The organism is uncultured Flavobacterium sp. (assembly GCF_963975515.1).
Lineage (GTDB): Bacteria > Bacteroidota > Bacteroidia > Flavobacteriales > Flavobacteriaceae > Flavobacterium.
The window spans coordinates 125,696-148,332 of the sequence record NZ_CAXBGY010000006.1 but is presented as its reverse complement, the minus strand read 5'-3'; the positions used below and the strand labels follow the sequence as shown (position 1 = coordinate 148,332).

Genomic DNA, 22,637 nt, shown 5'->3' with positions numbered 1-22,637 from the left:
GTTATTCAAGTTTATCTACTGATTTTGCTACAACCATAGAAACGGCTGCATCACCAGTAACATTAACAGTTGTTCTACACATATCTAAAGGTCTATCAATGGCAAAAATTAAAGCTAAACCAGCTTCTGGAATTCCAGCTTGCGCTAAAACAATTACTAACATGACCATTCCAGCTCCAGGAACAGCTGCACTTCCAATTGATGCCAATGTTGCTGTAACAATAATTCCTAATTGAGCTCCAAGAGATAAATCCATACCAAAAGCTTGTGCGATAAAAACGGCTGCAACTGCTTGATACAAACTCGTTCCATCCATATTTATTGTAGCACCAATTGGCAAAACAAAACTAGCTACTTCATCATCAACTCCTAAATTGTCAACAACTCTTTCCATAGTAACTGGTAATGTTGCAGCTGAAGAACTTGTTGAAAAGGCCAATAATTGTGCTGGAGCAATTCCATTAAGGAAAAAAGAAGCATCTTTTCTGGCTAATATTTTTACAATTAAAACATACACTCCAATCATTAAAGCTAAACCAATTAGCACAGACAAACCATACATTCCTAAAGCCTTAAATAAATCTAAGCTTGGTGATTCTGCCACTAACGATGCTAATAATGCAAAAACTCCAAAAGGGGCTGCCAACATTATTAAATCAATCATTTTTAGAATAACTTCATTAAACCCGTCAAAAAAGTCTTTTACTGGTTTTGAAGTTTTTTCTGGAATTAATATCATTGAAACACCAAAAAATAAAGCAAAGAAAATTACTTGCAACATACTTCCGTTATCTGTCGCTGATTTAAAGATATTATCTGGAACAATATCTTCTAAAGCTTGTAATGGCCCAACTTCATTTTGCTTATTCGCTGCTTCTATTTTTGAGTTAGCATCACCTGCAAAATTAGTTAAAAGTTCTGTTCGTGTTTCTTCTGAAATATATTCTCCTGGTTTTATGATATTAACTATTGCTAAACCAATTGAAACAGCTAAAACAGTAGTTAAAATATAAAGTCCAATTGTTCTTCCTCCCATTTTAGAAAGTTTAGAAATATCTTTTAAGTCTGAAACCCCTTTGATTAATGATCCTAAAATTAAAGGAACTGCAATTAATTTTAAAAGATTTATAAATATATTTCCAAATGGCTTAATCCAATCTACAATAAACTGTTTTCCCCAATCAAATTGTACAAATAAAAAAGCAAATAAAACTCCTAAAACCATTCCTAATAAAATTTGCCAATGCAATGCTAATTTCCTCATTATTTTCTTTTTTGCTTTTGAATCGTGAAATTACTTATATTTTTTTTAAATGTTATGAAATTCGGAATATTTATTCAATAAACACCCATAAATATTTTTAGATAGAAAATTGCAATACAATAACTTTATTATTAATTAAATAAGAATAATTTACGTTTTTGCCGTATATTTTTACTAATTGTTAATATCTTTTGATTTTGGTTGTAAATTTAAAATTCTTTCCAATTACATTTGACCCCTAATTAACCTAAATTCATAATTTATATGAAACACAAATTACTATCGGTAGCCTTGTTGGCTGTTGTGAGTTTTTCTTTCGCTCAAGAAAAAAACTCCTTGTGGAAATCTTCTACAAAAAGCAATGTCGCTCTGTTGGAAAGCAAAATGCTATTGCCTCAAAAAAATCTTTTCGATTTACAAGTAAACGAATTGAAAAATTTAGTAGATCAATCACCCCAGAGGAATAGTTTGAATATAAAATCAAATATTATTATTTCACTACCAAATGCAGATGGAGAATTTGAACGTTTCGGAATTTATGAAAACTCAATAATGGATCCAGCTCTTGCAGCTCAATATCCAGAAATAAAATCATATATTGGTGTTGGAATAGATAATCCATCTACTTCTGTTTATTTTAGCATTTCTCCTTTAGGATTTAAATCAATGACTTTATATGCCGATAAATCTCCTGTATTTATTGAACCGTATTCTCAAGATTTAAATACTTATTCCGTTTATAAAAAGTCAGATAAAAAACAAGCTTTTACAGCTTTTGAATGTTCTGTTATAGATGAAATTACTCCAGATCTTGAGTCAAGTTTATTAAGACCGAACGCAGATGATGCAAAGTTGAGAACTTTCCGACTTGCAATGTCTGTTACCGGTGAATATACGGCTTATTTTGGTGGTACAAAAGCTCTAGCTTTAGCTGCAATTAACAATACAATGACTCGAGTAAATGCAATTTTTGAAAAAGATTTTGCTGTTAGAATGGTTTTAATTGCTAATAACGATGCTGTAATTTATACAAGTGCATCAACAGACCCTTATTCTGCTTCAAGCAGTATGTCGAATTGGAATTCTCAATTACAATCTACTTTAACTTCTGTTATTGGAGAGGCTAATTATGATGTAGGTCACTTATTTGGAGCGTCTGGTGGTGGTGGAAACGCAGGCTGTATTGGTTGTGTTTGCGTTAACGGAAGTAAAGGGAGTGGTTATACTTCTCCTTCTGATGGTGTGCCAAGCGGAGATAACTTTGATGTTGATTATGTAGCACATGAATTAGGTCATCAATTTGGTGCTAATCACACATTTTCAATGAGTAATGAAGGAACTGGTGTAAATATGGAACCTGGATCTGGATCAACAATTATGGGTTATGCTGGAATTACAAGTCAGGATATTCAAGCACATTCAGATGCCTATTTTCATGCTATAAGTATTCAACAAGTAACTAACAATATAAAAGCTAAAACCTGTCCTGTTTCTACAAATACTGGAAACTCAATTCCAACTGCCAATGCAGGGTTAGATTATACTATCCCAAAAAGCACTCCATTTATGTTAACAGGAAGTGGAACAGATGCAAATGGAGATATTTTATCTTATAATTGGGAACAAATAGACAATGCTTCTAGTTCACAAACAGCAGCAAATTCTGCAGCAACTGCAACAAAAACATCTGGTCCAACTTTTAGATCTTATTCTTCCACAACATCCCCAGTACGTTATTTCCCAATTATGTCAAGGGTTTTAACAGGCGCTACAACAACTTCTGGTTCTGAAATTGTGGTTGAAGCATTGTCTTCTGTAGCAAGAACATTGAATTTTAGATTTACAGTTAGAGACAACAGAGCTGGTGGTTCTGGAAACAATAGTGACGACATGATTGTTACTGTTAACTCAACAGCTGGTCCTTTTACTGTAAGTTCTCCAAATACTGCAGTTTCTTATGTAGGTGGAAGTACGCAAACAATTACATGGGCTGTCGCAGGAACAACTGCAAACAATATAAACTGTGCTAATGTTGACATATTAATTTCAACTAATGCAGGAACAACTTGGTCAACTTTGTTAGCTTCAACTCCAAATGATGGAACACAAGCTGTAACAATTCCAAATATTGCTGGAACTCAAAACAGAATAATGGTAAAAGGAACTAATCATATTTTCTTTGATGTTTCAAATACTAATTTTACTATTACAGCTGGTTCTTCAGGAGACACAACTGCTCCAACTGCTCCAACTCTTGCTGCCTCAGGAACAACTCAAACTACTACAAATTTATCTTGGTCTGGTGCTACAGATAATATTGGTGTAACTGGTTATGATGTTTATAAAGGCGCTGCATTATTAGGCTCAACAACTTCAACTTCGTATGCTGTTACTGGATTAACAGCTTCAACAGCTTATACCTTTTCTATAAAAGCTAAAGATGCTGCTGGAAACATTTCTGTATCTAGTAATGTTGTTAATGTAACTACTTTAGCAAATGCAGGAGACACAACTGCTCCATCAACTCCAACAAGTTTAACTGCTTCTGGAACTACTCAAACTACAACTAACTTATCTTGGACTGCTTCAACAGATAATGTTGGTGTTACAGGATATGATATTTATAGTGGTGCAAGTTTATTAGGAAACGTAGCAGGAACTTCTGCTAACATAACAGGTTTAGTAGCATCAACATCTTATACTTTTTCTGTAAAAGCTAAAGATGCAGCTGGAAACACTTCTGCTTCTAGCAATGTGGTTTCAGTAACAACTCTTTCAAATACTTTAACGTATTGTACCTCACAAGGAAACAGTACTGCTGATGAAAAAATTGGAAAAGTAGTGTTTGGTTCAATCAACAACACTTCAACAGGAACTACTGGTTATGAGAATTTTACTTCACTTTCTACAAGTGTTAACAAAAACTCTGCTTATACAATAACAATAACTCCATCTTGGACAAGCACAGTTTATAGTGAAGGCTATGCTGTATTTATTGACTATAACCAAGATGGTGATTTTAGTGATACTGGAGAAACGGTTTGGACTAAAACAGCTTCAAAAACAACTCCTGTGACGGGTTCAATTACAATTCCTACAACTGCTTTGAGTGGTTCTACAAGAATGAGAGTCGCTATGAAATACAATGGAATTCCAACTTCTTGTGAAGCTTTTTCTTATGGACAAGTAGAAGATTATACAATCGTAATTGGTGGAACTGGAAAAGAAATAGTTTCCTCTTCAACAGAAAATAATTTAGTTGACATTAAATTATATCCAAATCCAACAAGTTCTGTGTTAAACATTTCTACTATTAGTGAAAACACAGCAGTTAAAATATTAAACATGCAAGGGCAAACTGTTTTCAATGGAGAAGTTAAAAACAATAGTTTAGATGTTTCTAATTTACCTGTCGGAACTTATATGTTAGAAATTAACTATAATAATTCTAAAATTGTGAAACAATTCATAAAACAATAATTTTAGTATCAAATAAATAATCTAAAGGTCTTCTCAACAGAAGGCCTTTTTTTATTGACTTAATTTATTGTAATTTTATATTCTTAAATCATAAGAAAATTATTTATGAAAAAATTAGTTTTAATAGCATTGTTTATGATATCAAACACAGGAATTGCACAAGAAATTATGTCTCCAGAAAAATTATGGGAACTGGGTAGAGTTTCTGCACTTGGAATTTCAAAAGATGGAAAGTCGATAGTTTACAAAGTTTCTAAACCTGATATGGTTGAGAATAAATTGAATTCTACTTATTATTCCATCCCAATTAATGGTGGAAAAGCTAAAGAAATTAAAGAGTATGCTGCCTTATTAAATGATAAAAATTCTTCAAACGGAAATACACTTTCACATAAAGAAATTAAAATTGACAAAGTTTTAGGAAAAGACTTTTACCCTGAATTAGATAAATCCAATGTTCAAATTTATGATGGTTTAGACTATCGCCATTGGGATACTTGGAATGAAGGAAAACACAATCATGTTTTTGTAAATGATGAAGACATAATGGCAAATGAGCCTTACGATTCTCCTCAAAAACCTTTTGGTGGTGACGAAGATTATATTTTTTCACCTGATGGAAAAAAAGTGATTTATGTAAGCAAGAAAAAAGCAGGAACAGCTTATGCAACTTCTACTAACACAGATTTATATGAATATGATTTAAATACAAAATCAACAAAAAATCTAACGGAAAAAAATTTAGGATATGATGTTGCTCCTCAATTTTCACCCAATGGAGATTTATCTTGGTTGCAAATGAAACAAGATGGTTATGAAGCTGATAAAAATGACATTATCGTTCGTTATAAAGGTTTAGATATAAATTTAACTAGCAATTGGGATGGAACTGTAGATAGTTTTATATGGAGTAAAGATGGTGAAAAAGTCTATTTTATTGCTGCAATTGATGGAACAAAACAATTATTTGAGGTTAATTTTCCTGGTTTAACGAAAATTATGGTTCGAGTTCAACAAATTACAAAAGGAGATTTTGACGTTAACGGAATTATTGGTTTTGATGATTCGAAAATAATTGCAACTCGTGGTAATATGAATCACGCAAGTGAAATTTTTTCTTATGATTTAAAAAGTTCTGAATGGAATCAAATCACGAAAGTAAATGATGAAGTTTATAGCAAAATAACTCAATGTAAAACCGAAAGAAGATATGTAACGACAACTGACGGTAAAAAAATGTTGGTTTGGGTAATTTTACCACCAAATTTTGATGCTTCAAAAAAATATCCAACATTATTATATTGCCAAGGTGGTCCACAAAGTGCTTTGACTCAGTTTTATTCGTTTAGATGGAATTTTCAAGTTATGGCTTCACAAGGTTATGTAGTTGTTGCTCCAAATAGAAGAGGAATGCCAGGTCATGGTGTAGAATGGAACGAAAAAATTAGTGGTGATTGGGGTGGACAAGTGATGGATGATTATTTATCGGCAATTGATGATGTATCTAAAGAAAGCTATGTTGATAAAGAAAGACTAGGAGCTATTGGAGCCAGTTACGGTGGTTATTCAGTCTTTTATTTAGCTGGGATTCACAATAACAGATTTAAAACATTCATTTCACATGCTGGAATTTTCAACACACAAAGTATGTACGGAACAACCGAAGAAGTTTTCTTTACACATTATGATTCTGGTGGTGCTTATTGGGAAAATGAGAATGAAATTGCTCAAAAAACCTATAATGAATTCAATCCAATTACCTTAGTAAATAAGTGGAATACACCTATTTTCATAATTCAAGGTGGAATTGATTATCGTGTTCCGATTGGACAAAGTCAAGAAGCATTTCAGGCAGCACAACTAAAAGGAATTAAAAGTAAGTTTATGATTTTTCCAGAAGAAAATCACTGGATTTTAAAACCTCAAAACGGATTGGTTTGGCAACGTGAGTTTTTTAAATGGTTGAAAGAAACACTTTGATTTTAGATTGAAGATTAACGATTTTTGAAATTGCTATTTAACTTGATATGATGTCATTTGAAGATATTGAATTCACAATAAAAATATTCCATAAAAATGGATTAACTGTTGATGCAGCAGAATTATTGATTAGAGAATACGAATTAAGTCATCCAAATTTTAAAGGCATTGAATTAAGAGAAAAAGCTAAACCAGATTTCATTTTAATGACTACAGAAGGAGAAATAGGTCAACCACAAATCGTTAGAATTCCAGAAAATACTTTTGAATTTCCTTTAGTTTTGATGTTAAATTTATTGGCTCATGAAATGTTGCATGTTCGTCAAAAATCGTCAGTAATAGCTATTCAAGAAAGAAACGAACGCGAATGGCAAGCCTATTATGAAATGTTATTTCACGAAATTTTTCCTTTAATTCCCGAAGCTTCCGATTTTCACAAAAAGCATTTTGCTACAAAAGGTTTAGAATATTATAACCGAATGGGTTCAGCAACTAATTTACAATTAAAATACGCTATTCAAAAAAGAGAAGTTGAAACATTACTTGATTCATTAGTATAAAAAAACGCTCAATTTTCATTGAGCGTTTTTTGTATTTTTATTCTTCTACTTTTTCTTTCATTACAAATGATTCCATAAATTTTGTAGTATAATTTCCGGCTACATAATCTGGCTCATCCATTAATTGTCTGTGAAATGGAATTGTAGTTTTTATACCTTCGATAACAAATTCATCTAAAGCACGTTTCATTTTGTTGATTGCTTCTTCTCTTGTTTGAGCTGTTGTAATCAACTTGGCAATCATTGAATCGTAATTTGGTGGAATTGTATATCCTGCATAAACATGAGTATCTAAACGAACTCCATGTCCTCCTGGTGTATGTAATGTAGTGATTTTTCCTGGTGAAGGTCTAAAATCGTTATAAGGATCTTCAGCATTAATACGACATTCAATAGAATGTAACATTGGAAAATAGTTTTTACCTGAAATTGGAATTCCAGCAGCCACCATAATTTGTTCGCGTATTAAATCAAAATCAATTACTTGTTCTGTTATAGGATGTTCTACTTGAATACGAGTATTCATTTCCATGAAGAAGAAATTTCTATGTTTGTCTACAAGAAATTCAACTGTTCCTGCTCCTTCATATTTAATATATTCAGCAGCTTTTACAGCAGCAGCACCCATTGCATTACGCAATTCATCAGTCATAAAAGGAGAAGGTGTTTCTTCCGTTAGTTTTTGATGACGTCTTTGTACTGAACAATCTCTTTCAGACAAGTGACAAGCTTTACCGAATGAATCACCAACAACCTGAATTTCAATATGTCTTGGTTCTTCAATAAGTTTCTCCATATACATATCATCGTTTCCAAAAGCAGCTTTACTTTCTTGTCTTGCAGACTCCCAAGCATTTTTCAAATCTTCTTTTTTCCAAATGGCACGCATACCTTTTCCACCACCACCAGCGGAAGCTTTAAGCATTACTGGATAACCCGTTTCTTTAGCTATTTTTTCACATTCTTCAAATGTTTCAATAATTCCTTCACTTCCTGGTACACAAGGTACGCCAGCTTCAATCATTGTAGATTTAGCATTGGCTTTGTCTCCCATTCTATCAATCATTTCTGGAGAAGCTCCAATAAACTTGATGCCATGTTCTTGACAAATTTTAGAAAATTTAGCATTTTCAGACAGAAAACCATATCCTGGATGAATAGCGTCTGCATTAGTTATTTCAGCAGCAGCTATAATATTTGACATTTTTAAATAAGAAAGATTACTTGGTGGAGGACCAATACACACTGCTTCATCTGCGAAGCGTACGTGCAAACTTTCTGCATCAGCAGTTGAATAAACAGCTACTGTTTTGATGCCCATTTCTTTACAAGTTCTAATTACACGTAGTGCAATTTCTCCTCTATTTGCAATTAATATTTTTTTAAACATCTAATTTGAGTTATGAGTTATGAGTTATGAGTTTTTTCTTAAATCATGATTGGTACAAACCAATTCTTAATTTATAATTCATAATTTATAATTTATTAAGATGGATCTACTAAAAACAATGGTTGATCAAACTCTACTGGAGAAGAATCATCTACTAAAATTTTAACGATTTTTCCTGAAATTTCAGATTCAATTTCATTGAATAATTTCATTGCTTCAATTACACAAACCACATCTCCTTTAGAAATTGTACTTCCAACTTCAACAAAAACTGGTTTGTCTGGTGAAGGTTTTCTATATAATGTTCCAATAATTGGAGACTTTATAGTAATGTATTTTGCATCTTCATTTGCTTCTACTACGGCTACAGGAGCTGCTGCCGTTGCTGGCTGTGCTACTGGTGCTTGAGATACAGGCATTTGTTGCACATAAGTAGTTGTTGGCTCGACGCCTTCTGTAGTAGTTTTGATGGTGATTTTAAAATCATCCATTTCTAATTTCACTTCCGTTGCACCTGACTTTGATACAAATTTGATTAAATTCTGAATTTCTCTAATATCCATGGTATTAAAATTTGATTTAGTTTGTTTGTTATTCTCTGTTATACGCCCATTTTAAGTAGATAGCTCCCCAAGTGAAACCACCACCAAATGCAGCAAATATTAAATTATCACCTTTTTTAAATTGGTTTTCAAAATCTGCTAATAATAATGGTAAAGTTGCTGAAGTAGTATTTCCATATCTATGAATATTTACCAAGACTTTTTCTTCTTCTAGCCCAATTCTATTGGCAGTTGCGTCTATAATTCTTCTATTAGCTTGATGCGCTACCAACCAATTAATATCTTCTTTGCTAAGATTATTACGATGCATTATTTTTTCGCTAACATCAGCCATTCCAGAAACAGCATATTTGAAAACAGTTTTTCCTTCTTGTTGAACGAAATGCCTTTTGTTTTTTACAGTTTCTTCAGAAGGAGGCATTATTGATCCTCCAGCTTCAATTCTTAAGAAATCTCGTCCAATACCATCACTCCTTAAATATTCATCTTGTAAACCCAAACCTTCTTCATTTGGTTCAAACAAAACTGCACCAGCACCATCTCCAAAGATAATACAAGTAGATCTGTCTGTATAATCAATAATTGAGGACATTTTATCGGCTCCAATTAACAATATTTTTTTATATCTTCCTGATTGTATGTGAGCAGCAGCTGTTGACATTCCGTATAAGAAACTAGAACATGCTGCTTGTAAATCATAAGCAAATGCATTAACGGCTCCTAATTGAGTTGCAACATAAACTCCAGTAGCCGCTACAGGCTGATCTGGTGTCGTAGTAGCCATTATAACCATATCTATTTCACTAGGGTCAATTTTAGCTTTTTCAATTAAATTTTGTGCTGCTTTTATTGCCAAGTAAGATGTTCCTTGGCCTTCTTCTTTGAGAATTCTTCGTTCCTTGATTCCTGTTCTTGAAGTAATCCATTCATCATTAGTATCTACTAAAGTTTCTAACACTTTATTAGACATAACAAAATCTGGAACATAGGACCCAACGGCTGTTATTGCGGCTGTTATTTTATTCATAAATATAATTTTTCTTTTCAAATGTTACCATTTGATTAGTTGTGAAAATTACAAAAAAAAAATTAAACCCTATTAAATCCTTGATTATAATTATCAACGATTTAATAAATCAAAAAAAAACTCCCACAATGTGAGAGTTTTTTCTCTATTATTTTAAACAATTATGCTACTGCTTCAGATTTGTCAATTACAACTTGTCCTCTGTAGTACATTTTACCTTCGTGCCAATAAGCTCTGTGGTATAAATGCGCTTCACCAGTTATTGGGCAAGTAGCAATTTGAGCAGGTGTTGCTTTATAATGTGTTCTTCTCTTATCTCTTCTTGTTTTGGAGATTTTTCTCTTTGGATGTGCCATTTTACTATATTATTTATCCGTTAATAGTTTCTTTAAATCGTCCCATCTTGGGTCGGTATCTTTATTTTCTTCTTCTTTAATCTCTGTTGGAGCTAAATCATTTAAAACATCTAATGCTTTAGAGTCTAGTGTTCCATCTTTTACTCCTGGATGAACTCTTTTTGTGGGAACTGAAAGTATGATTGACTCATATATGTATTGAGCCACATTAAATTCATATTCACCATGAGGTAATGTCAATATTTCTTCATTTTCATCATTAAAAGCATCTCCAAACTTAACAATTAAGTTTATTTTACCTTTTATTGTAAGGTCAAAATCTTCACTAGTCAAATCACATGGAACATTTATGGTTCCGTTATGCTTAATTTCTAATTCAAGCATCATGTTTTTCTTATCTAATAGGATCTCAACTTTTATATCTGAAGCACTATATTCATCAAAACCAAAGTGCTCAAAGAACGAATCATCTATCTGATAATCAAACTGGTGTTTTCCTGTTTTTAACCCAACAAACTGAATTAAATATTCTTTTAAATTACTCATCACAACAGTTTTTCCCTTTTTAAAGGAGTGCAAAGATATAAAATTTTTATAAACTAAAACTAGTTGTCAACTTTTTTTTGTTTATAACTAATTATTTACTTGCAATTAAAGGATTATTTGTCAATTCTTTATATTCATTTCTTTTATTATACACATCAATAGCTAAGTATAAAGCTTCCCTAAACGAACTTTCATTTGCTTTGTTTTTTCCAGCAATATCAAAAGCTGTTCCATGATCAGGAGAAGTTCTAATTTTACTTAAACCTGCAGTATAATTAACACCACTTCCAAAAGACATCGTCTTAAACGGAATCAAACCTTGGTCATGATACACTGCTAAAACAGCATCATATTGCTTATATTGATTGCTTCCAAAAAAACTATCTGCTGAATAAGGCCCAAAAACCATAATTCCTGAATCATAAATCTTTTTTAAAGCTGGCTTAATTATTTCTTCATCTTCTTTTCCAATAACACCATTATCACCTGCATGAGGATTTAGTCCTAAAACAGCAATTTTAGGCTTTTCAATTCTAAAGTCTTGTTTTAAAGTATCATTTACAATTTTAACTTTCTTTGATATTAACTCTTCATTTAAATACTTTGCAACATCATTAACCGGAACATGATCAGTTAATAATCCAACTCTCAAATTTTCATGAATCATAAACATAAGAGCGTTTTCATTAAATTCTTTTGCTAAATAATCTGTGTGTCCTGGGAATTTAAATTCTTCAGACTGAATATTGTATTTATTAATAGGTGCTGTTAGCAAAACATCAACTTTGTTTTCTTTTAAAGCTTTTGTAGCTGCAAAGAAAGATTTTAGTGCATATTTACCAACTTCATTGTCATTTTTACCAAATTCAACATTAACAGTTTCTTTCCAGACATTTAAAACATTAATCTTTCCAACAACTAGTTGGTCTAAAGAATCAATACCATGAAAATTCAGGGTCAATTCATAAACTTTCTTCAAATAAGACATTATTTTTACGTTGGCAAAAATAACAGGTGTACATAATTCTAACATTCTATTATCCTCAAATGTTTTAAGGACAACTTCACTACCAACACCGTTTAAATCGCCAATTGATATTCCAACAATAATATTTTCTGCTATTTTAACCATTATAAAGAGTTATTTATGCTATTTTTGAACTGCAAATTTAGTAAAATAAAATCAGTTATGTTTACAGGAATAGTAGAAACAATAGGAATTATAAAAGATATTAGTCAAGACCAAGAGAATCTTAACTTAACAATTGAATCAAAAATCACCAATGAATTAAAAATTGACCAAAGTGTATCTCATAATGGAATATGCTTAACCGTTGTTGCTATTAAAGAAAATCTTTATACTGTTACGGCAATTAAAGAGACTATCGAAAAAACAACAATAGGAAATTGGAAAAAAAATGATCCGGTAAATCTTGAAAGAGCAATGATTTTAGGTTCTAGACTTGATGGACATATTGTTCAAGGTCATGTAGATCAAATTGGCGTTTGTAAAAACATAAAAGAAGCTGATGGAAGTTGGTATTTCACCTTTGAATATGACACAGTTTTAAACAACGTTACAATTGAAAAAGGGTCAATTACAATAAACGGAACTAGTTTAACTGTAGTGAATTCTAAATTAAATGAATTTAGTGTTGCAATTATACCTTACACTTATGAAAACACAATTTTTTCAAAAATAAAAATTGGAGATTCTGTAAATTTAGAATTTGACGTTATAGGAAAATACGTCAAAAGATTAACTGAATTAGGCGTTTATAACAAATAATTAAGCTTTTTTATTAAAACTCGAATATTTTTTAAGAAAAATAAACGAAAAAATAACTCCAAATACAACCATTAAAAAAAGGTTGTCATCCAAAGTAAAACCCGGTGGTAACGGTGGGCCTGCAGGTGGTGGCGGTGGACCTTGTTTTGCTGTAGCAGAAAAACATACCATCAAAAGGCTAATTAAAAAAAAATTATTTGGGGTCAATTTCATGTGCGTAAAAGTAAAAAAAAAAAATTACTAACAAAATTTTTAAATTATTAATAATATAAAAATAACCTCAAATGCATTTACTCTCTATAAAATGCAAAAATAGTGTTTAAAAAAAAGCCTTCCAATTAGAAAGGCTTTTTTGTGGTCCCACCTGGGCTCGAACCAGGGACCACCTGATTATGAGTCAGGTGCTCTAACCAACTGAGCTATAGGACCGGTTAGCTTCACAGATTAATATTTTTAAGCTGTGCTCAATGAATAAAGACGAGCTTTATTTTGAGAGTGCAATATTACTACTATTTTTAATTGCTTGCAAATCTTATATTACTTTTCTTTAATTTCTTGACAAAGTTCTATTAAAACGCCATTTGTACTTTTTGGATGAAGAAAAACAACAAGTTTGTTATCTGCTCCTTTTTTTGGCTTATCATTAATTAAAACAAACCCTTCGGCTTGCAGTCTAACTATTTCTGATTCAATATCTTCTACATCAAAAGCGATATGATGAATTCCTTCTCCTTTTTTTTCTAAAAATTTGGCAATTGGACTATTCTCATTTGTTGCTTCTAACAATTCTATTTTATTTGGCCCATTCATAAAAAAAGATGTCTTTACTCCTTCTGAAGCAACTTCTTCTTCTTTATACGGTGGGTTTCCAAAAAGTTTTTCAAAAAGTTGATTTGACACTTTTATATCTTTAACAGCAATACCTATATGTTCAATTTTACGCATATTTTCTATTTTTTGTAAAATTATAAAATAAAATCCTATCATATATATTATAAGTGACTTTAAAAAAATCGTATTTTTGCAAAATGGAAACGAACAGACAAAAAAAAATTGGTGCATTATTGCAAAATGACTTAGTTGATATTTTACAAGGAGAAATTCGCAAAAACGGAATTAGCAACCTAATTATATCAATATCAAAAGTAAATGTAACTACAGATTTATCTGTAGCAAGAGTTCATTTAAGTGTTTTTCCAACAAACAAAGCACCTGAAATTTTAGCAGCAATTAAAACAAACACACCATTAATCAAGCATGATTTAGCTCAAAGGGTGAAAAATCAATTAAGAAAAGTCCCAAACCTTACTTTTTATATCGATGACAGTTTGGATTATATCGAAAACATTGACAATGCATTAAAAGGTGAAGAAAATCCAATTACCAATCCAGATTTATTAGAAAAAAGAAAAAAATCATAATTTGAATTTTCCTTTTTACATAGCTAAAAGATATGCGCTAAGTTTTAGTAAAAGTACTGCCATAAATATCATTACTGGTATTGCTTCACTAGGAATCATTGTTAGTGCTATGGCTTTGTTTGTTGTTATGTCAGTTTTTAGTGGTTTAAAGGAATTTAGTTTGAGTTTTAGCAACTCAACTGATCCTGATTTAAAAATTGAAGCTTCAAAAGGAAAATCTTTTATACTTTCTACTGAACAAGTCAATCAATTAAAGAAATCGACAAACTTTTCAGCATTCAGTAAAATAGTTGAAGAACGTGTTTTCTTTTTATATGATGAAAAAGAACAAGTTGCGTATTTAAAAGGTGTTGATTCTTTTTATTCTGATGTCACAACATTTAATGAACAGCTTTATGCGGGTTCTTGGATAGAATCAGAAACAAATCAGGCAATTATTGGTGCAGGAATAATGCGTAAACTTTCTATTGGCTTGTTAGATTTTAATAATCGATTAGAAGTCATAGCTCCAAAACCTAAGAAAGGGCAAATTTCTAGTGAAGATGATTTTAAACGAGCCTCATTAATTCCAGTTGGTGTTTATTCTTTGAATGATGAAATTGACAACAAATATGTATATTGCGATATTGAAATAGCTCAAGAATTATTAGGTTTTAAGCCAAATCAAGTCACAAATGTTGAATTTAAGATCAATCCAAATTCAGACGAAGAAAAAGCAATTGCTGAGTTAAAATCAATTTTTAAAAATCAAGTCACTATAAAAAATAGAGCGCAATTAAATGATTCACTTTATAAAATGTTGAACACTGAGAATATTGCAGTTTACTTGATTTTTACTTTAGTGATTATTATTGCCTTATTTAATTTAATTGGTGCATTAATCATGATGATTATTGATAAAAAAGCAAATTTAAAAACCTTATATAATTTAGGTGTTGAAGTAAAACAATTGCGTGGAATATTCTTTTTTCAAGGTGGTTTACTTACTTTTTTTGGTGGATTAATTGGTTTAATTTTCGGAGTTCTTATTGTAGTAGTTCAACAACAATTTAGCTTGGTTATGGTAAATGAATCTTTAGCTTATCCCGTAGTTTTTGAAGTTAAAAACATATTAATTGTAATTTCAACAATATATATATTAGGAATTATTGCTTCTTGGATTGCAAGTAGCACCGTTTCAAAAAAATTAGTAGAATAACTTACGAAAATTGATAATCTGCATAAACTTCTGCAATTTCTTCAAAAATTTTCATCAAGCCATTAGAATCATCTGTTGTTACTAAACGTTGTTTGTATTCTTTAAAAGAATGAATTCCTTTGAAATAATTAGTATAATGACGACGCATTTCTATAATACCTAAATGCTCCCCTTTCCAATCCATAGACCAAATCAAATGATTTTTGGCAGCATCAATTCTGTCATTCATTGTTGGTTGAGCTAAATGTTCTCCAGTTTTCATGAAATGCTTTATTTCATTAAAAATCCATGGATTTCCAATGGCTGCTCTTCCTATCATTATTCCGTCAATTCCGTATTTGTTTTTGTATTCTAATGCTTTTTCGGCAGAATCTATATCACCATTTCCAAAAATTGGCATTGTAATTCTTTGATTATTTTTAACTCTTGCAATATGAGACCAATCTGAATGCCCTTTATACATTTGAGCTCGAGTTCTTGCATGAATAGACAAGGCTTGTACACCAATATCTTGTAATCTCTCAGCAACTTCATCAATATTTATGGAAGCATCATCCCAGCCTAAACGTGTTTTCACAGTTACTGGCAAAGAAGTTCCTTTAATAACTGCTTTTGTTAAACGAATCATTAAATCAACATCTTTTAAAACTCCTGCTCCTGCTCCTTTGCATACTACTTTCTTAACAGGGCAACCAAAATTTATATCAACCAAATCTGGCTGAACAGTATCAACAATTCTGGCTGACATTTCCATTGCATCTTCATCACCACCAAAAATTTGAATTCCAACCGGTCTTTCGTAATCAAAAATGTCAAGTTTTTTCATACTTTTAATTGCATCACGAATTAATCCTTCTGAAGAAATAAATTCAGAATACATTAAATCCGCCCCATGCAATTTGCACAATCTACGAAAAGGTGGATCACTTACATCTTCCATAGGTGCAAGTAATAAAGGAAATTCTGGTAAAACTATGTTTCCGATTTTTGGCATTTTTATAGCTAATATTTTTGCAAAAATACTAAAAAATTATGGTTTGAATCTTAAGGAAAAAAAAATCAGCATATTATATCCAAAACTTTAAATTATATTTGCAGATTAAATGCAATTGCATTGCTACATAAAGAAAGAAAAAGAGAATGAAAAACATTAGAAATTTTTGTATAATAGCACATATTGATCACGGAAAAAGTACATTAGCTGACAGATTGTTAGGTGCTACTCAAACCGTAACTGCTCGCGAAGAAAAAGCACAGTTATTAGACAATATGGATTTGGAACGTGAACGTGGAATAACCATTAAGAGTCACGCTATCCAAATGGAATACAAATATAAGGGTGAAGATTATGTTTTAAATTTAATTGACACACCTGGTCACGTTGATTTTTCTTATGAAGTTTCTCGTTCAATTGCTGCGTGTGAAGGAGCTTTGTTAATTGTTGATGCAGCACAAAGTATTCAAGCACAAACGATTTCTAATTTATATTTAGCATTAGAAAATGACTTGGAAATTATTCCGGTTTTAAATAAAGTTGATTTACCAAGTGCAAACCCTGAAGAAGTTAGTGACGACATTATTGATTTATTAGGCTGTAAATTAGAAGATATTATTCATGCTTCAGGAAAAACAGGTTTTGGTGTTGAAAATATTTTAGCAGCCATTATCGAAAAAATTCCAGCTCCAAAAGGAAATGTTGACGAACCTTTACAAGCCTTAATTTTCGACTCACATTACAATCCTTTTAGAGGAATTGAAGTAATTTTTCGTGTAAAAAATGGAGAAATTAAAAAAGGTCAGAAAATTAAGTTCATGGCAACAGGAAATGAGTATTTTGCTGATGAAGTAGGTACTTTAAAATTGAATCAAGTTCCAAAAGATAAAATTTCAACAGGTGATGTAGGTTATTTAATTTCTGGAATAAAAGAAGCAAAAGAAGTAAAAGTTGGTGACACTGTAACAGATGCAAAAACACCAACAACTAATATGATTACAGGTTTTGAAGACGTAAAACCTATGGTTTTTGCTGGAATTTACCCTGTTGATACAGATGATTTTGAAGACTTACGTGCTTCAATGGAAAAATTACAATTGAATGACGCTTCTTTAGTATTTGTACCAGAAAGTTCAGCAGCCTTAGGATTTGGTTTTCGTTGTGGATTCTTAGGAATGTTACACATGGAAATTATTCAAGAACGTTTAGAGCGTGAGTTTGACATGACTGTAATTACAACAGTTCCCAATGTATCTTACCATGCTTTTACCAAAAAAGAACCTAACACAATTTTAATTGTAAATAATCCAACAGATTTACCAGAACCGTCTAAATTAGACAGGGTTGAAGAACCATATATAAAAGCAACTATCATTACAAAATCTGATTTTGTTGGTAACGTTATGAGTTTGTGTATTGAAAAACGTGGTGTAATTACCAATCAAACTTATTTAACAACAGAGCGTGTAGAATTAACTTTTGACATGCCTTTAGCTGAAATTGTATTCGATTTTTATGATAGATTAAAAACAGTTTCTAAAGGATATGCTTCATTTGATTATTCGCCAATTGGATTACGTGAGTCTAAATTAGTGCGATTAGATGTTTTATTAAATGGTGCGTCAGTTGATGCGCTTTCTGCTTTAATTCACGAAAGTAGTGCTTATCATATTGGTAAGAAAATGTGTGAAAAATTGAAAGAATTAATCCCAAGACAACAATTTGACATTCCAATTCAGGCAGCAATTGGAGCAAAAGTTATTGCTCGTGAAACGATAAAAGCGCTTCGTAAAGATGTAACTGCCAAATGTTATGGTGGAGATATTTCTCGTAAAAGAAAATTACTTGAAAAACAGAAAAAAGGTAAAAAACGTATGCGTTTAGTAGGAAATGTTGAAATTCCTCAAGAAGCGTTTATGGCTGTTTTGAAGTTGAATGATTAATTTTAATAAAAATTTATATATTTTATAAATTTATTTAGTTATTTTGCATAATATTAATACCTCATAATTATCTATGTTAGATCATTTATTTCCAATTCTTGGTAATCACTCTGTAGACAGGTCAACAATAACTCTTTATTTACCTCAAGAGTTCATTAAGCCTGAAAAGTTGTTTGAAAAAATTAATAAAGAGGGGTATTTTATGTTAAAATTCCAAAGAAGGAATTTAATAAAAAAAAGAATTATAAATATTCAAGATAAAGAAAATTCATTATCAATAATTGAAGGAAAAACTGATGAAGACATAATAGGTTTTGTTTTAGAACAATATAATTCAGAAGGCGAATTGGAAAATATTTTAGCACTTCAAAACAATAACGATAAAGCTGTTATAAATTTTGAAACAAGAAAATATATTAGATGGGAAAATTTTTTCAATAGTTTTTTTGAAGATTTTAAAAATTTAATCAAAGGAAATGAGTTTTATTTTGAAGCTATCAATTTAACATACGTAGATGAATTTATATGGAAGTCTGAAGAGAGAATTCCTGTTGAAGAAATTTTTCAAAAAGATTCTGAACTAATAAATAGTAAGTTTTTAAAATCAAAAAATGGAACAATTGTTTTATTGTCACAAAATGAAGATCACAATATTGAAGAAAAAACAGAAATTTCTTTTAATAATGAATTGAAAAGAGTTCAAATAATTCATCAACATGCAACAAAATTTAAAGATATTTTAGATTCAAATAACTTAATTGAAAAAGACAATATAAATTCTTTATTAGAAATAGCACATATTTCAAACAAAGAAACTTTAAAAGATTTGTTTACTGAAACTATAAAAGAAAAGATAAACTTAAAATAGCTTAAAAATGCCAATCACTACTGCACTATTAGGTCTGAATCCTGACTTCGACAGAAGAAGAGTATCTGAAGAAAATAAAGTAATAGATAGAAATCATTATTACACAAATTCATCTGTGGCTTTAAGTCTAAAAAACAATTTTTTCTTAAATTCAGAAACTAAAAAAAATGAGGATTGTTTAATTGATTCAATAACATCTATTTCTTGTTTAAATGATAATTGGAATAATTTTGGAACAAAAAAAATAAGTTCTGAAATAATAATAAATTCTTTAAAAATAATTCAATCTATCCCTCCTAGTTTATTAAACTATTTAAGACCTGAAAATATTTATCCAAGTAAAACAGGAACAATAGTCATGGATTGGGAAATAGATAAAGACAATATATTATCTCTTGAAATAGCAAAAAAATCTGTAGGCTATTTTGTTGAAGTCAATGGTAATGACTTTAAACAAGTTGACAATATAGATGCTGAAAATATACCTCAAATAGTCTCTTCTATTAATAATGATTTATCAATATTAATATAAATGGCAGAAATTATTAATAGAAATATTGATAATAATGAAATTATTATTCGTTTTATTTTCAAAGGAGATATTAAAGTAAATAAGCAAAATAAAAAAGAAAATATCATTGATAAAGATGTGTTTATTGACACTAGAAATCCTGAAGTTTCACTTTTGAGAGAAAAATATAACAGTAAGGATGATTGCGTCAAAAGAGGTTACGATGTTAAATCAGATTTTATTGGATTTGTTATTTTTAAAAAAAACGACTATGATAATTGTGTAAATTCGCACAAGAACGATTGTGCTACATTTAACGCTGAAATTGTTTCATCCCCACTTGATGCAGATTATAATATCATTCCTTTAGAAATAGAAGTAAGAACAGACACTCCTATAAATCCAGGTCATTCTGATTTAAAATATATTAACCCAGGTTTAATTCAAGATGATGAAAATCCTAATATTGCTATTAGAAGATTTTCAAGAAAACTTTTTAAAATTTGTCATGTCTGTTTTGAAAATGAAAATTTCGAAGAAATTGTTGAAGGAATTAAAGTAATTTAAAACCCGATGACGCAAGTTGTTGGGTTTTTTGTTTAGCAAATACACTTTCAAGTTTGTACCTTTGCAACTTCAAACTAATTTAAATAAGTGAACGACAGATTGCTTCGTTCCTCGCAATGACCATGATAGAAGACAAAAACCCTCAAAGAACAGATTTATCGCAATTAGGTGAATTTGGATTAATAGAACATTTAACCAAGCAATTTGATGTAAAACAAAAATCAACCCTAAAAAGTATTGGTGATGATGCTGCTGTGATTGACTTTAAGAAGAAAAAAGCTGTAATATCAACTGATTTACTAGTAGAAGGTGTTCATTTTGATTTGAGCTATATGCCTTTGAAGCATTTAGGCTATAAAGCCGTTGTAGCAAATCTTTCTGACATCTATGCAATGAATGCTACTCCAACACAAATAACGGTTTCTATTGCTGTTTCTAATCGTTTCCCACTAGAAGCTTTGGAAGAATTGTTTGACGGAATTGCATTAGCCTCTAAAATCTACAATGTTGATGTTGTTGGTGGTGATACTACTTCTTCTCAAAAAGGAATGATAATTTCCATAACTGCAATTGGTGAAGCTGATGAAAAAGATTTAGCTTATAGAAGTGGTGCAAAGGAAGGTGATTTATTAGTTGTTACTGGAGATTTAGGTGCAGCTTATATGGGTTTACAAGTTTTGGAACGTGAAAAGCAAGTTTTTCAGGTTAACCCAAATAACCAACCCGATTTAGATGCTTACACTTATTTGATTGAGCGTCAATTAAAACCTGAAGCACGAAAAGATATTAAAGAATTATTGGCTCAATTAGAAGTAAAACCAACTTCAATGATTGATATTTCGGACGGTCTTTCTTCTGAAATTATGCACATTTGCAAACAAAGTAATGTTGGCTGTAATCTATTCGAAGAAAAAATTCCTCTTGATCCACAATTAATTGATGTTTGCGAAGAGTTTAATATTGATAGTACAACGATTGCTATAAATGGTGGTGAAGATTATGAATTATTATTCACTATTAAATTAGAAGATTTTGATAAAATTAAGGCAAATCCTAATTTAACCGTAATTGGTCATATGGTAAATGAAAAAGAAGGAAATCACTTAATCACAAGAGCTAATACTAAAATTGCATTAAAAGCTAAAGGCTGGAATGCGTTGAAAGAAGAAGAATAACAAACTTATTAAAAACAAAAAAGCGTAAACATTAATTGAATTAATGTTTACGCTTTTTTAATTAATAAAATAAAATAAAACAGAATCTGGCATAGTAGGCTTAGTTTCGCTTGGGGCAAATACAGGGCTACACTTTCATCTGTTTTATGAAATTTTAATTTTAAACTTTAAGTAGAAAAAAATTACGAAAAATTAACCCTTAAAGTTTAATAATAGACACATAAAATATTATAAGAACGTATGAGAAATATTTTGTTATTTCCTTTTGCTAAATTACAATAAAGTGTCTTAAGTTGTCTGCGGTTTCAACCTCTTTGTGTTACGGTTTTCCCGTATTTTTACAAAAACCCTCTATCTCTTGCTTCTCTAATTAAATCTTCATCAGAACCACCTTTTACTTTAAAAAGTTCTTTTAAACTTAATTTTCTTTTCTCAATAGTACTTAGGGACATTGATGTATACATGGGAATATTTTTTGTTTTAACACCACGAGAAATATGATATAAAATTTGCCTGTCTAGTTCGTCAATTGGACTTTTTTCAATAGAAGCTGATTGACTAACGTATTTTACAACGGTTTGACTATAGTAGTTATCACCATTCAAAATTTTCTCAAAAGCATTTTTAAGCTCTTCAAATGTTAAATCATTTTTAATTATTAAACCATTAGGGTTAATGTTTTTAATAATATTTAAAATTCGCAATGAATCTGACAACATTGTTAGCATTATGATTTTGCATTGAGGCTGTTTATTTTTAAGTATTCTTGCTACATCTTCACCTGTTAAAATATTTCTTTCTTCGAATGGCGGCATGCTGACATCTAAAAAAGCCAAATCTAGAATAGGTGTTTCACTATTGTTTAAGGTTTCGTATGCTTCTTTGCAATTACTTGCTTTTAATACAGTAATTTCGTACTCATTTTCATAACTTTTTATTGTATTGTTATATGCTTCGATGATAAAGGGATGATCATCTGCCATAAATACATTTAGTTTTTTCATA

The 22,637-nt window shown here is 30.7% G+C and carries 22 protein-coding genes and 1 tRNA gene; 12 read left to right on the top strand and 11 right to left on the bottom strand.

All coding sequences use genetic code 11. The features are described 5' to 3' along the window. Position 1: 1 nt before the first annotated feature. Positions 2–1,264, bottom strand: a complete 1,263-nt coding sequence (locus AAC008_RS08875; RefSeq protein WP_339888838.1) for a dicarboxylate/amino acid:cation symporter — start codon at positions 1,262–1,264, stop codon at positions 2–4. Between the two features lie 264 nt (positions 1,265–1,528). Here AAC008_RS08875 and AAC008_RS08870 point away from each other — a divergent pair, with 264 nt between their 5' ends. The 3 genes from AAC008_RS08870 (at position 1,529) to AAC008_RS08860 (ending at position 7,284) form a co-directional block, all read left to right on the top strand. Continuing rightward, positions 1,529–4,744, top strand: a complete 3,216-nt coding sequence (locus AAC008_RS08870) for a reprolysin-like metallopeptidase (protein ID WP_339888837.1) — start codon at positions 1,529–1,531, stop codon at positions 4,742–4,744. Between the two features lie 105 nt (positions 4,745–4,849). Continuing rightward, on the top strand, positions 4,850–6,724 hold the full coding sequence (locus AAC008_RS08865) for a S9 family peptidase (protein ID WP_339888835.1): 1,875 nt from the start codon (positions 4,850–4,852) through the stop codon (positions 6,722–6,724). A 47-nt stretch (positions 6,725–6,771) separates the two neighbouring features. Continuing rightward, on the top strand, positions 6,772–7,284 hold the full coding sequence (locus AAC008_RS08860; RefSeq protein WP_339888834.1) for a hypothetical protein: 513 nt from the start codon (positions 6,772–6,774) through the stop codon (positions 7,282–7,284). A gap of 37 nt (positions 7,285–7,321) precedes the next feature. Here the strand turns inward: AAC008_RS08860 and accC are convergent, their stop codons facing one another. The 6 genes from accC to pdxA form a co-directional block, all read right to left on the bottom strand. Further along, entirely contained in the window at positions 7,322–8,674 is a 1,353-nt protein-coding gene (gene accC, locus AAC008_RS08855; protein ID WP_339888833.1) for an acetyl-CoA carboxylase biotin carboxylase subunit, read from the bottom strand. A gap of 95 nt (positions 8,675–8,769) precedes the next feature. Further along, positions 8,770–9,237: an acetyl-CoA carboxylase biotin carboxyl carrier protein gene (gene accB, locus AAC008_RS08850; RefSeq protein ID WP_339888832.1), complete on the bottom strand. Its 468-nt coding sequence runs from the start codon at positions 9,235–9,237 to the stop codon at positions 8,770–8,772. Positions 9,238–9,265: 28 nt separating this feature from the next. Further along, a complete protein-coding gene (locus tag AAC008_RS08845; RefSeq protein WP_339888831.1) occupies positions 9,266–10,264 on the bottom strand; it encodes a beta-ketoacyl-ACP synthase III in 999 nt (332 codons plus the stop codon). Positions 10,265–10,425: 161 nt separating this feature from the next. After that, positions 10,426–10,620, bottom strand: coding sequence for a 50S ribosomal protein L32 (gene rpmF / locus AAC008_RS08840; RefSeq protein ID WP_026716620.1), 195 nt, complete (start codon positions 10,618–10,620; stop codon positions 10,426–10,428). Between the two features lie 9 nt (positions 10,621–10,629). Then, positions 10,630–11,166: a DUF177 domain-containing protein gene (locus AAC008_RS08835; protein WP_339888830.1), complete on the bottom strand. Its 537-nt coding sequence runs from the start codon at positions 11,164–11,166 to the stop codon at positions 10,630–10,632. 91 nt (positions 11,167–11,257) lie between these two features. Then, positions 11,258–12,298 (bottom strand): 4-hydroxythreonine-4-phosphate dehydrogenase PdxA, encoded by a 1,041-nt coding sequence (gene pdxA, locus AAC008_RS08830; protein ID WP_339888829.1) that lies wholly within the window; start codon positions 12,296–12,298, stop codon positions 11,258–11,260. 57 nt (positions 12,299–12,355) lie between these two features. Between pdxA and AAC008_RS08825 the strand changes: the two genes are divergently transcribed. Next, positions 12,356–12,955 carry a riboflavin synthase gene (locus AAC008_RS08825; RefSeq protein WP_339888828.1) on the top strand — a complete coding sequence of 200 codons (600 nt, stop codon included), beginning with the start codon at positions 12,356–12,358 and terminating at the stop codon, positions 12,953–12,955. Positions 12,956–13,037: 82 nt separating this feature from the next. Further along, positions 13,038–13,199: a hypothetical protein gene (locus AAC008_RS08820; protein ID WP_339888826.1), complete on the top strand. Its 162-nt coding sequence runs from the start codon at positions 13,038–13,040 to the stop codon at positions 13,197–13,199. A gap of 111 nt (positions 13,200–13,310) precedes the next feature. Here AAC008_RS08820 and AAC008_RS08815 read toward each other — a convergent pair. Both AAC008_RS08815 and mce read right to left on the bottom strand, forming a co-directional pair. After that, positions 13,311–13,384 (bottom strand) — tRNA-Ile (locus tag AAC008_RS08815). Between the two features lie 108 nt (positions 13,385–13,492). Further along, on the bottom strand, positions 13,493–13,900 hold the full coding sequence (gene mce, locus AAC008_RS08810) for a methylmalonyl-CoA epimerase (RefSeq protein ID WP_339888825.1): 408 nt from the start codon (positions 13,898–13,900) through the stop codon (positions 13,493–13,495). Positions 13,901–13,983: 83 nt separating this feature from the next. Between mce and rbfA the strand changes: the two genes are divergently transcribed. Both rbfA and AAC008_RS08800 read left to right on the top strand, forming a co-directional pair. Further along, a complete protein-coding gene (gene rbfA, locus AAC008_RS08805; RefSeq protein ID WP_339888824.1) occupies positions 13,984–14,376 on the top strand; it encodes a 30S ribosome-binding factor RbfA in 393 nt (130 codons plus the stop codon). 1 nt (position 14,377) lies between these two features. After that, positions 14,378–15,574, top strand: coding sequence for an FtsX-like permease family protein (locus AAC008_RS08800; protein WP_339888822.1), 1,197 nt, complete (start codon positions 14,378–14,380; stop codon positions 15,572–15,574). Between the two features lies 1 nt (position 15,575). On the opposite strand, the gene dusB is transcribed toward AAC008_RS08800, so the two are convergent. Next, entirely contained in the window at positions 15,576–16,568 is a 993-nt protein-coding gene (gene dusB / locus AAC008_RS08795; RefSeq protein ID WP_339888821.1) for a tRNA dihydrouridine synthase DusB, read from the bottom strand. Positions 16,569–16,714: 146 nt separating this feature from the next. Between dusB and lepA the strand changes: the two genes are divergently transcribed. From lepA to thiL, 5 genes are all read left to right on the top strand, one after another. Beyond that, positions 16,715–18,511, top strand: a complete 1,797-nt coding sequence (lepA, locus tag AAC008_RS08790) for a translation elongation factor 4 (protein WP_339888819.1) — start codon at positions 16,715–16,717, stop codon at positions 18,509–18,511. Positions 18,512–18,584: 73 nt separating this feature from the next. Further along, on the top strand, positions 18,585–19,379 hold the full coding sequence (locus AAC008_RS08785) for a TIGR04255 family protein (RefSeq protein WP_339888818.1): 795 nt from the start codon (positions 18,585–18,587) through the stop codon (positions 19,377–19,379). Positions 19,380–19,386: 7 nt separating this feature from the next. Next, entirely contained in the window at positions 19,387–19,911 is a 525-nt protein-coding gene (locus AAC008_RS08780; RefSeq protein ID WP_339888816.1) for a hypothetical protein, read from the top strand. Beyond that, positions 19,912–20,457 carry a hypothetical protein gene (locus AAC008_RS08775; RefSeq protein ID WP_339888814.1) on the top strand — a complete coding sequence of 182 codons (546 nt, stop codon included), beginning with the start codon at positions 19,912–19,914 and terminating at the stop codon, positions 20,455–20,457. A gap of 122 nt (positions 20,458–20,579) precedes the next feature. Continuing rightward, positions 20,580–21,632, top strand: a complete 1,053-nt coding sequence (gene thiL, locus AAC008_RS08770) for a thiamine-phosphate kinase (RefSeq protein WP_339888813.1) — start codon at positions 20,580–20,582, stop codon at positions 21,630–21,632. 338 nt (positions 21,633–21,970) lie between these two features. On the opposite strand, the gene AAC008_RS08765 is transcribed toward thiL, so the two are convergent. After that, positions 21,971–22,636 (bottom strand): response regulator, encoded by a 666-nt coding sequence (locus tag AAC008_RS08765; protein WP_339888811.1) that lies wholly within the window; start codon positions 22,634–22,636, stop codon positions 21,971–21,973. Between the last annotated feature and the right edge of the window lies 1 nt (position 22,637).

What these genes read in the sequence shown, in the direction of transcription:
- AAC008_RS08875 (WP_339888838.1), bottom strand. Translation starts at nt 1,264, where the DNA reads ATGAGGAAATTAGCATTGCATTGGCAAATTTTATTAGGAATGGTTTTA.
- AAC008_RS08845 (WP_339888831.1), bottom strand. Translation starts at nt 10,264, where the DNA reads ATGAATAAAATAACAGCCGCAATAACAGCCGTTGGGTCCTATGTTCCA.
- rpmF (WP_026716620.1), bottom strand. Translation starts at nt 10,620, where the DNA reads ATGGCACATCCAAAGAGAAAAATCTCCAAAACAAGAAGAGATAAGAGA.
- thiL (WP_339888813.1), top strand. Translation starts at nt 20,580, where the DNA reads ATGATAGAAGACAAAAACCCTCAAAGAACAGATTTATCGCAATTAGGT.
- dusB (WP_339888821.1), bottom strand. Translation starts at nt 16,568, where the DNA reads ATGCCAAAAATCGGAAACATAGTTTTACCAGAATTTCCTTTATTACTT.
- accC (WP_339888833.1), bottom strand. Translation starts at nt 8,674, where the DNA reads ATGTTTAAAAAAATATTAATTGCAAATAGAGGAGAAATTGCACTACGT.
- lepA (WP_339888819.1), top strand. Translation starts at nt 16,715, where the DNA reads ATGAAAAACATTAGAAATTTTTGTATAATAGCACATATTGATCACGGA.
- rbfA (WP_339888824.1), top strand. Translation starts at nt 13,984, where the DNA reads ATGGAAACGAACAGACAAAAAAAAATTGGTGCATTATTGCAAAATGAC.
- AAC008_RS08780 (WP_339888816.1), top strand. Translation starts at nt 19,387, where the DNA reads ATGCCAATCACTACTGCACTATTAGGTCTGAATCCTGACTTCGACAGA.
- AAC008_RS08765 (WP_339888811.1), bottom strand. Translation starts at nt 22,636, where the DNA reads ATGAAAAAACTAAATGTATTTATGGCAGATGATCATCCCTTTATCATC.
- AAC008_RS08785 (WP_339888818.1), top strand. Translation starts at nt 18,585, where the DNA reads ATGTTAGATCATTTATTTCCAATTCTTGGTAATCACTCTGTAGACAGG.
- AAC008_RS08825 (WP_339888828.1), top strand. Translation starts at nt 12,356, where the DNA reads ATGTTTACAGGAATAGTAGAAACAATAGGAATTATAAAAGATATTAGT.
- AAC008_RS08860 (WP_339888834.1), top strand. Translation starts at nt 6,772, where the DNA reads ATGATGTCATTTGAAGATATTGAATTCACAATAAAAATATTCCATAAA.
- AAC008_RS08870 (WP_339888837.1), top strand. Translation starts at nt 1,529, where the DNA reads ATGAAACACAAATTACTATCGGTAGCCTTGTTGGCTGTTGTGAGTTTT.
- AAC008_RS08835 (WP_339888830.1), bottom strand. Translation starts at nt 11,166, where the DNA reads ATGAGTAATTTAAAAGAATATTTAATTCAGTTTGTTGGGTTAAAAACA.
- AAC008_RS08775 (WP_339888814.1), top strand. Translation starts at nt 19,912, where the DNA reads ATGGCAGAAATTATTAATAGAAATATTGATAATAATGAAATTATTATT.
- pdxA (WP_339888829.1), bottom strand. Translation starts at nt 12,298, where the DNA reads ATGGTTAAAATAGCAGAAAATATTATTGTTGGAATATCAATTGGCGAT.
- AAC008_RS08865 (WP_339888835.1), top strand. Translation starts at nt 4,850, where the DNA reads ATGAAAAAATTAGTTTTAATAGCATTGTTTATGATATCAAACACAGGA.
- mce (WP_339888825.1), bottom strand. Translation starts at nt 13,900, where the DNA reads ATGCGTAAAATTGAACATATAGGTATTGCTGTTAAAGATATAAAAGTG.
- accB (WP_339888832.1), bottom strand. Translation starts at nt 9,237, where the DNA reads ATGGATATTAGAGAAATTCAGAATTTAATCAAATTTGTATCAAAGTCA.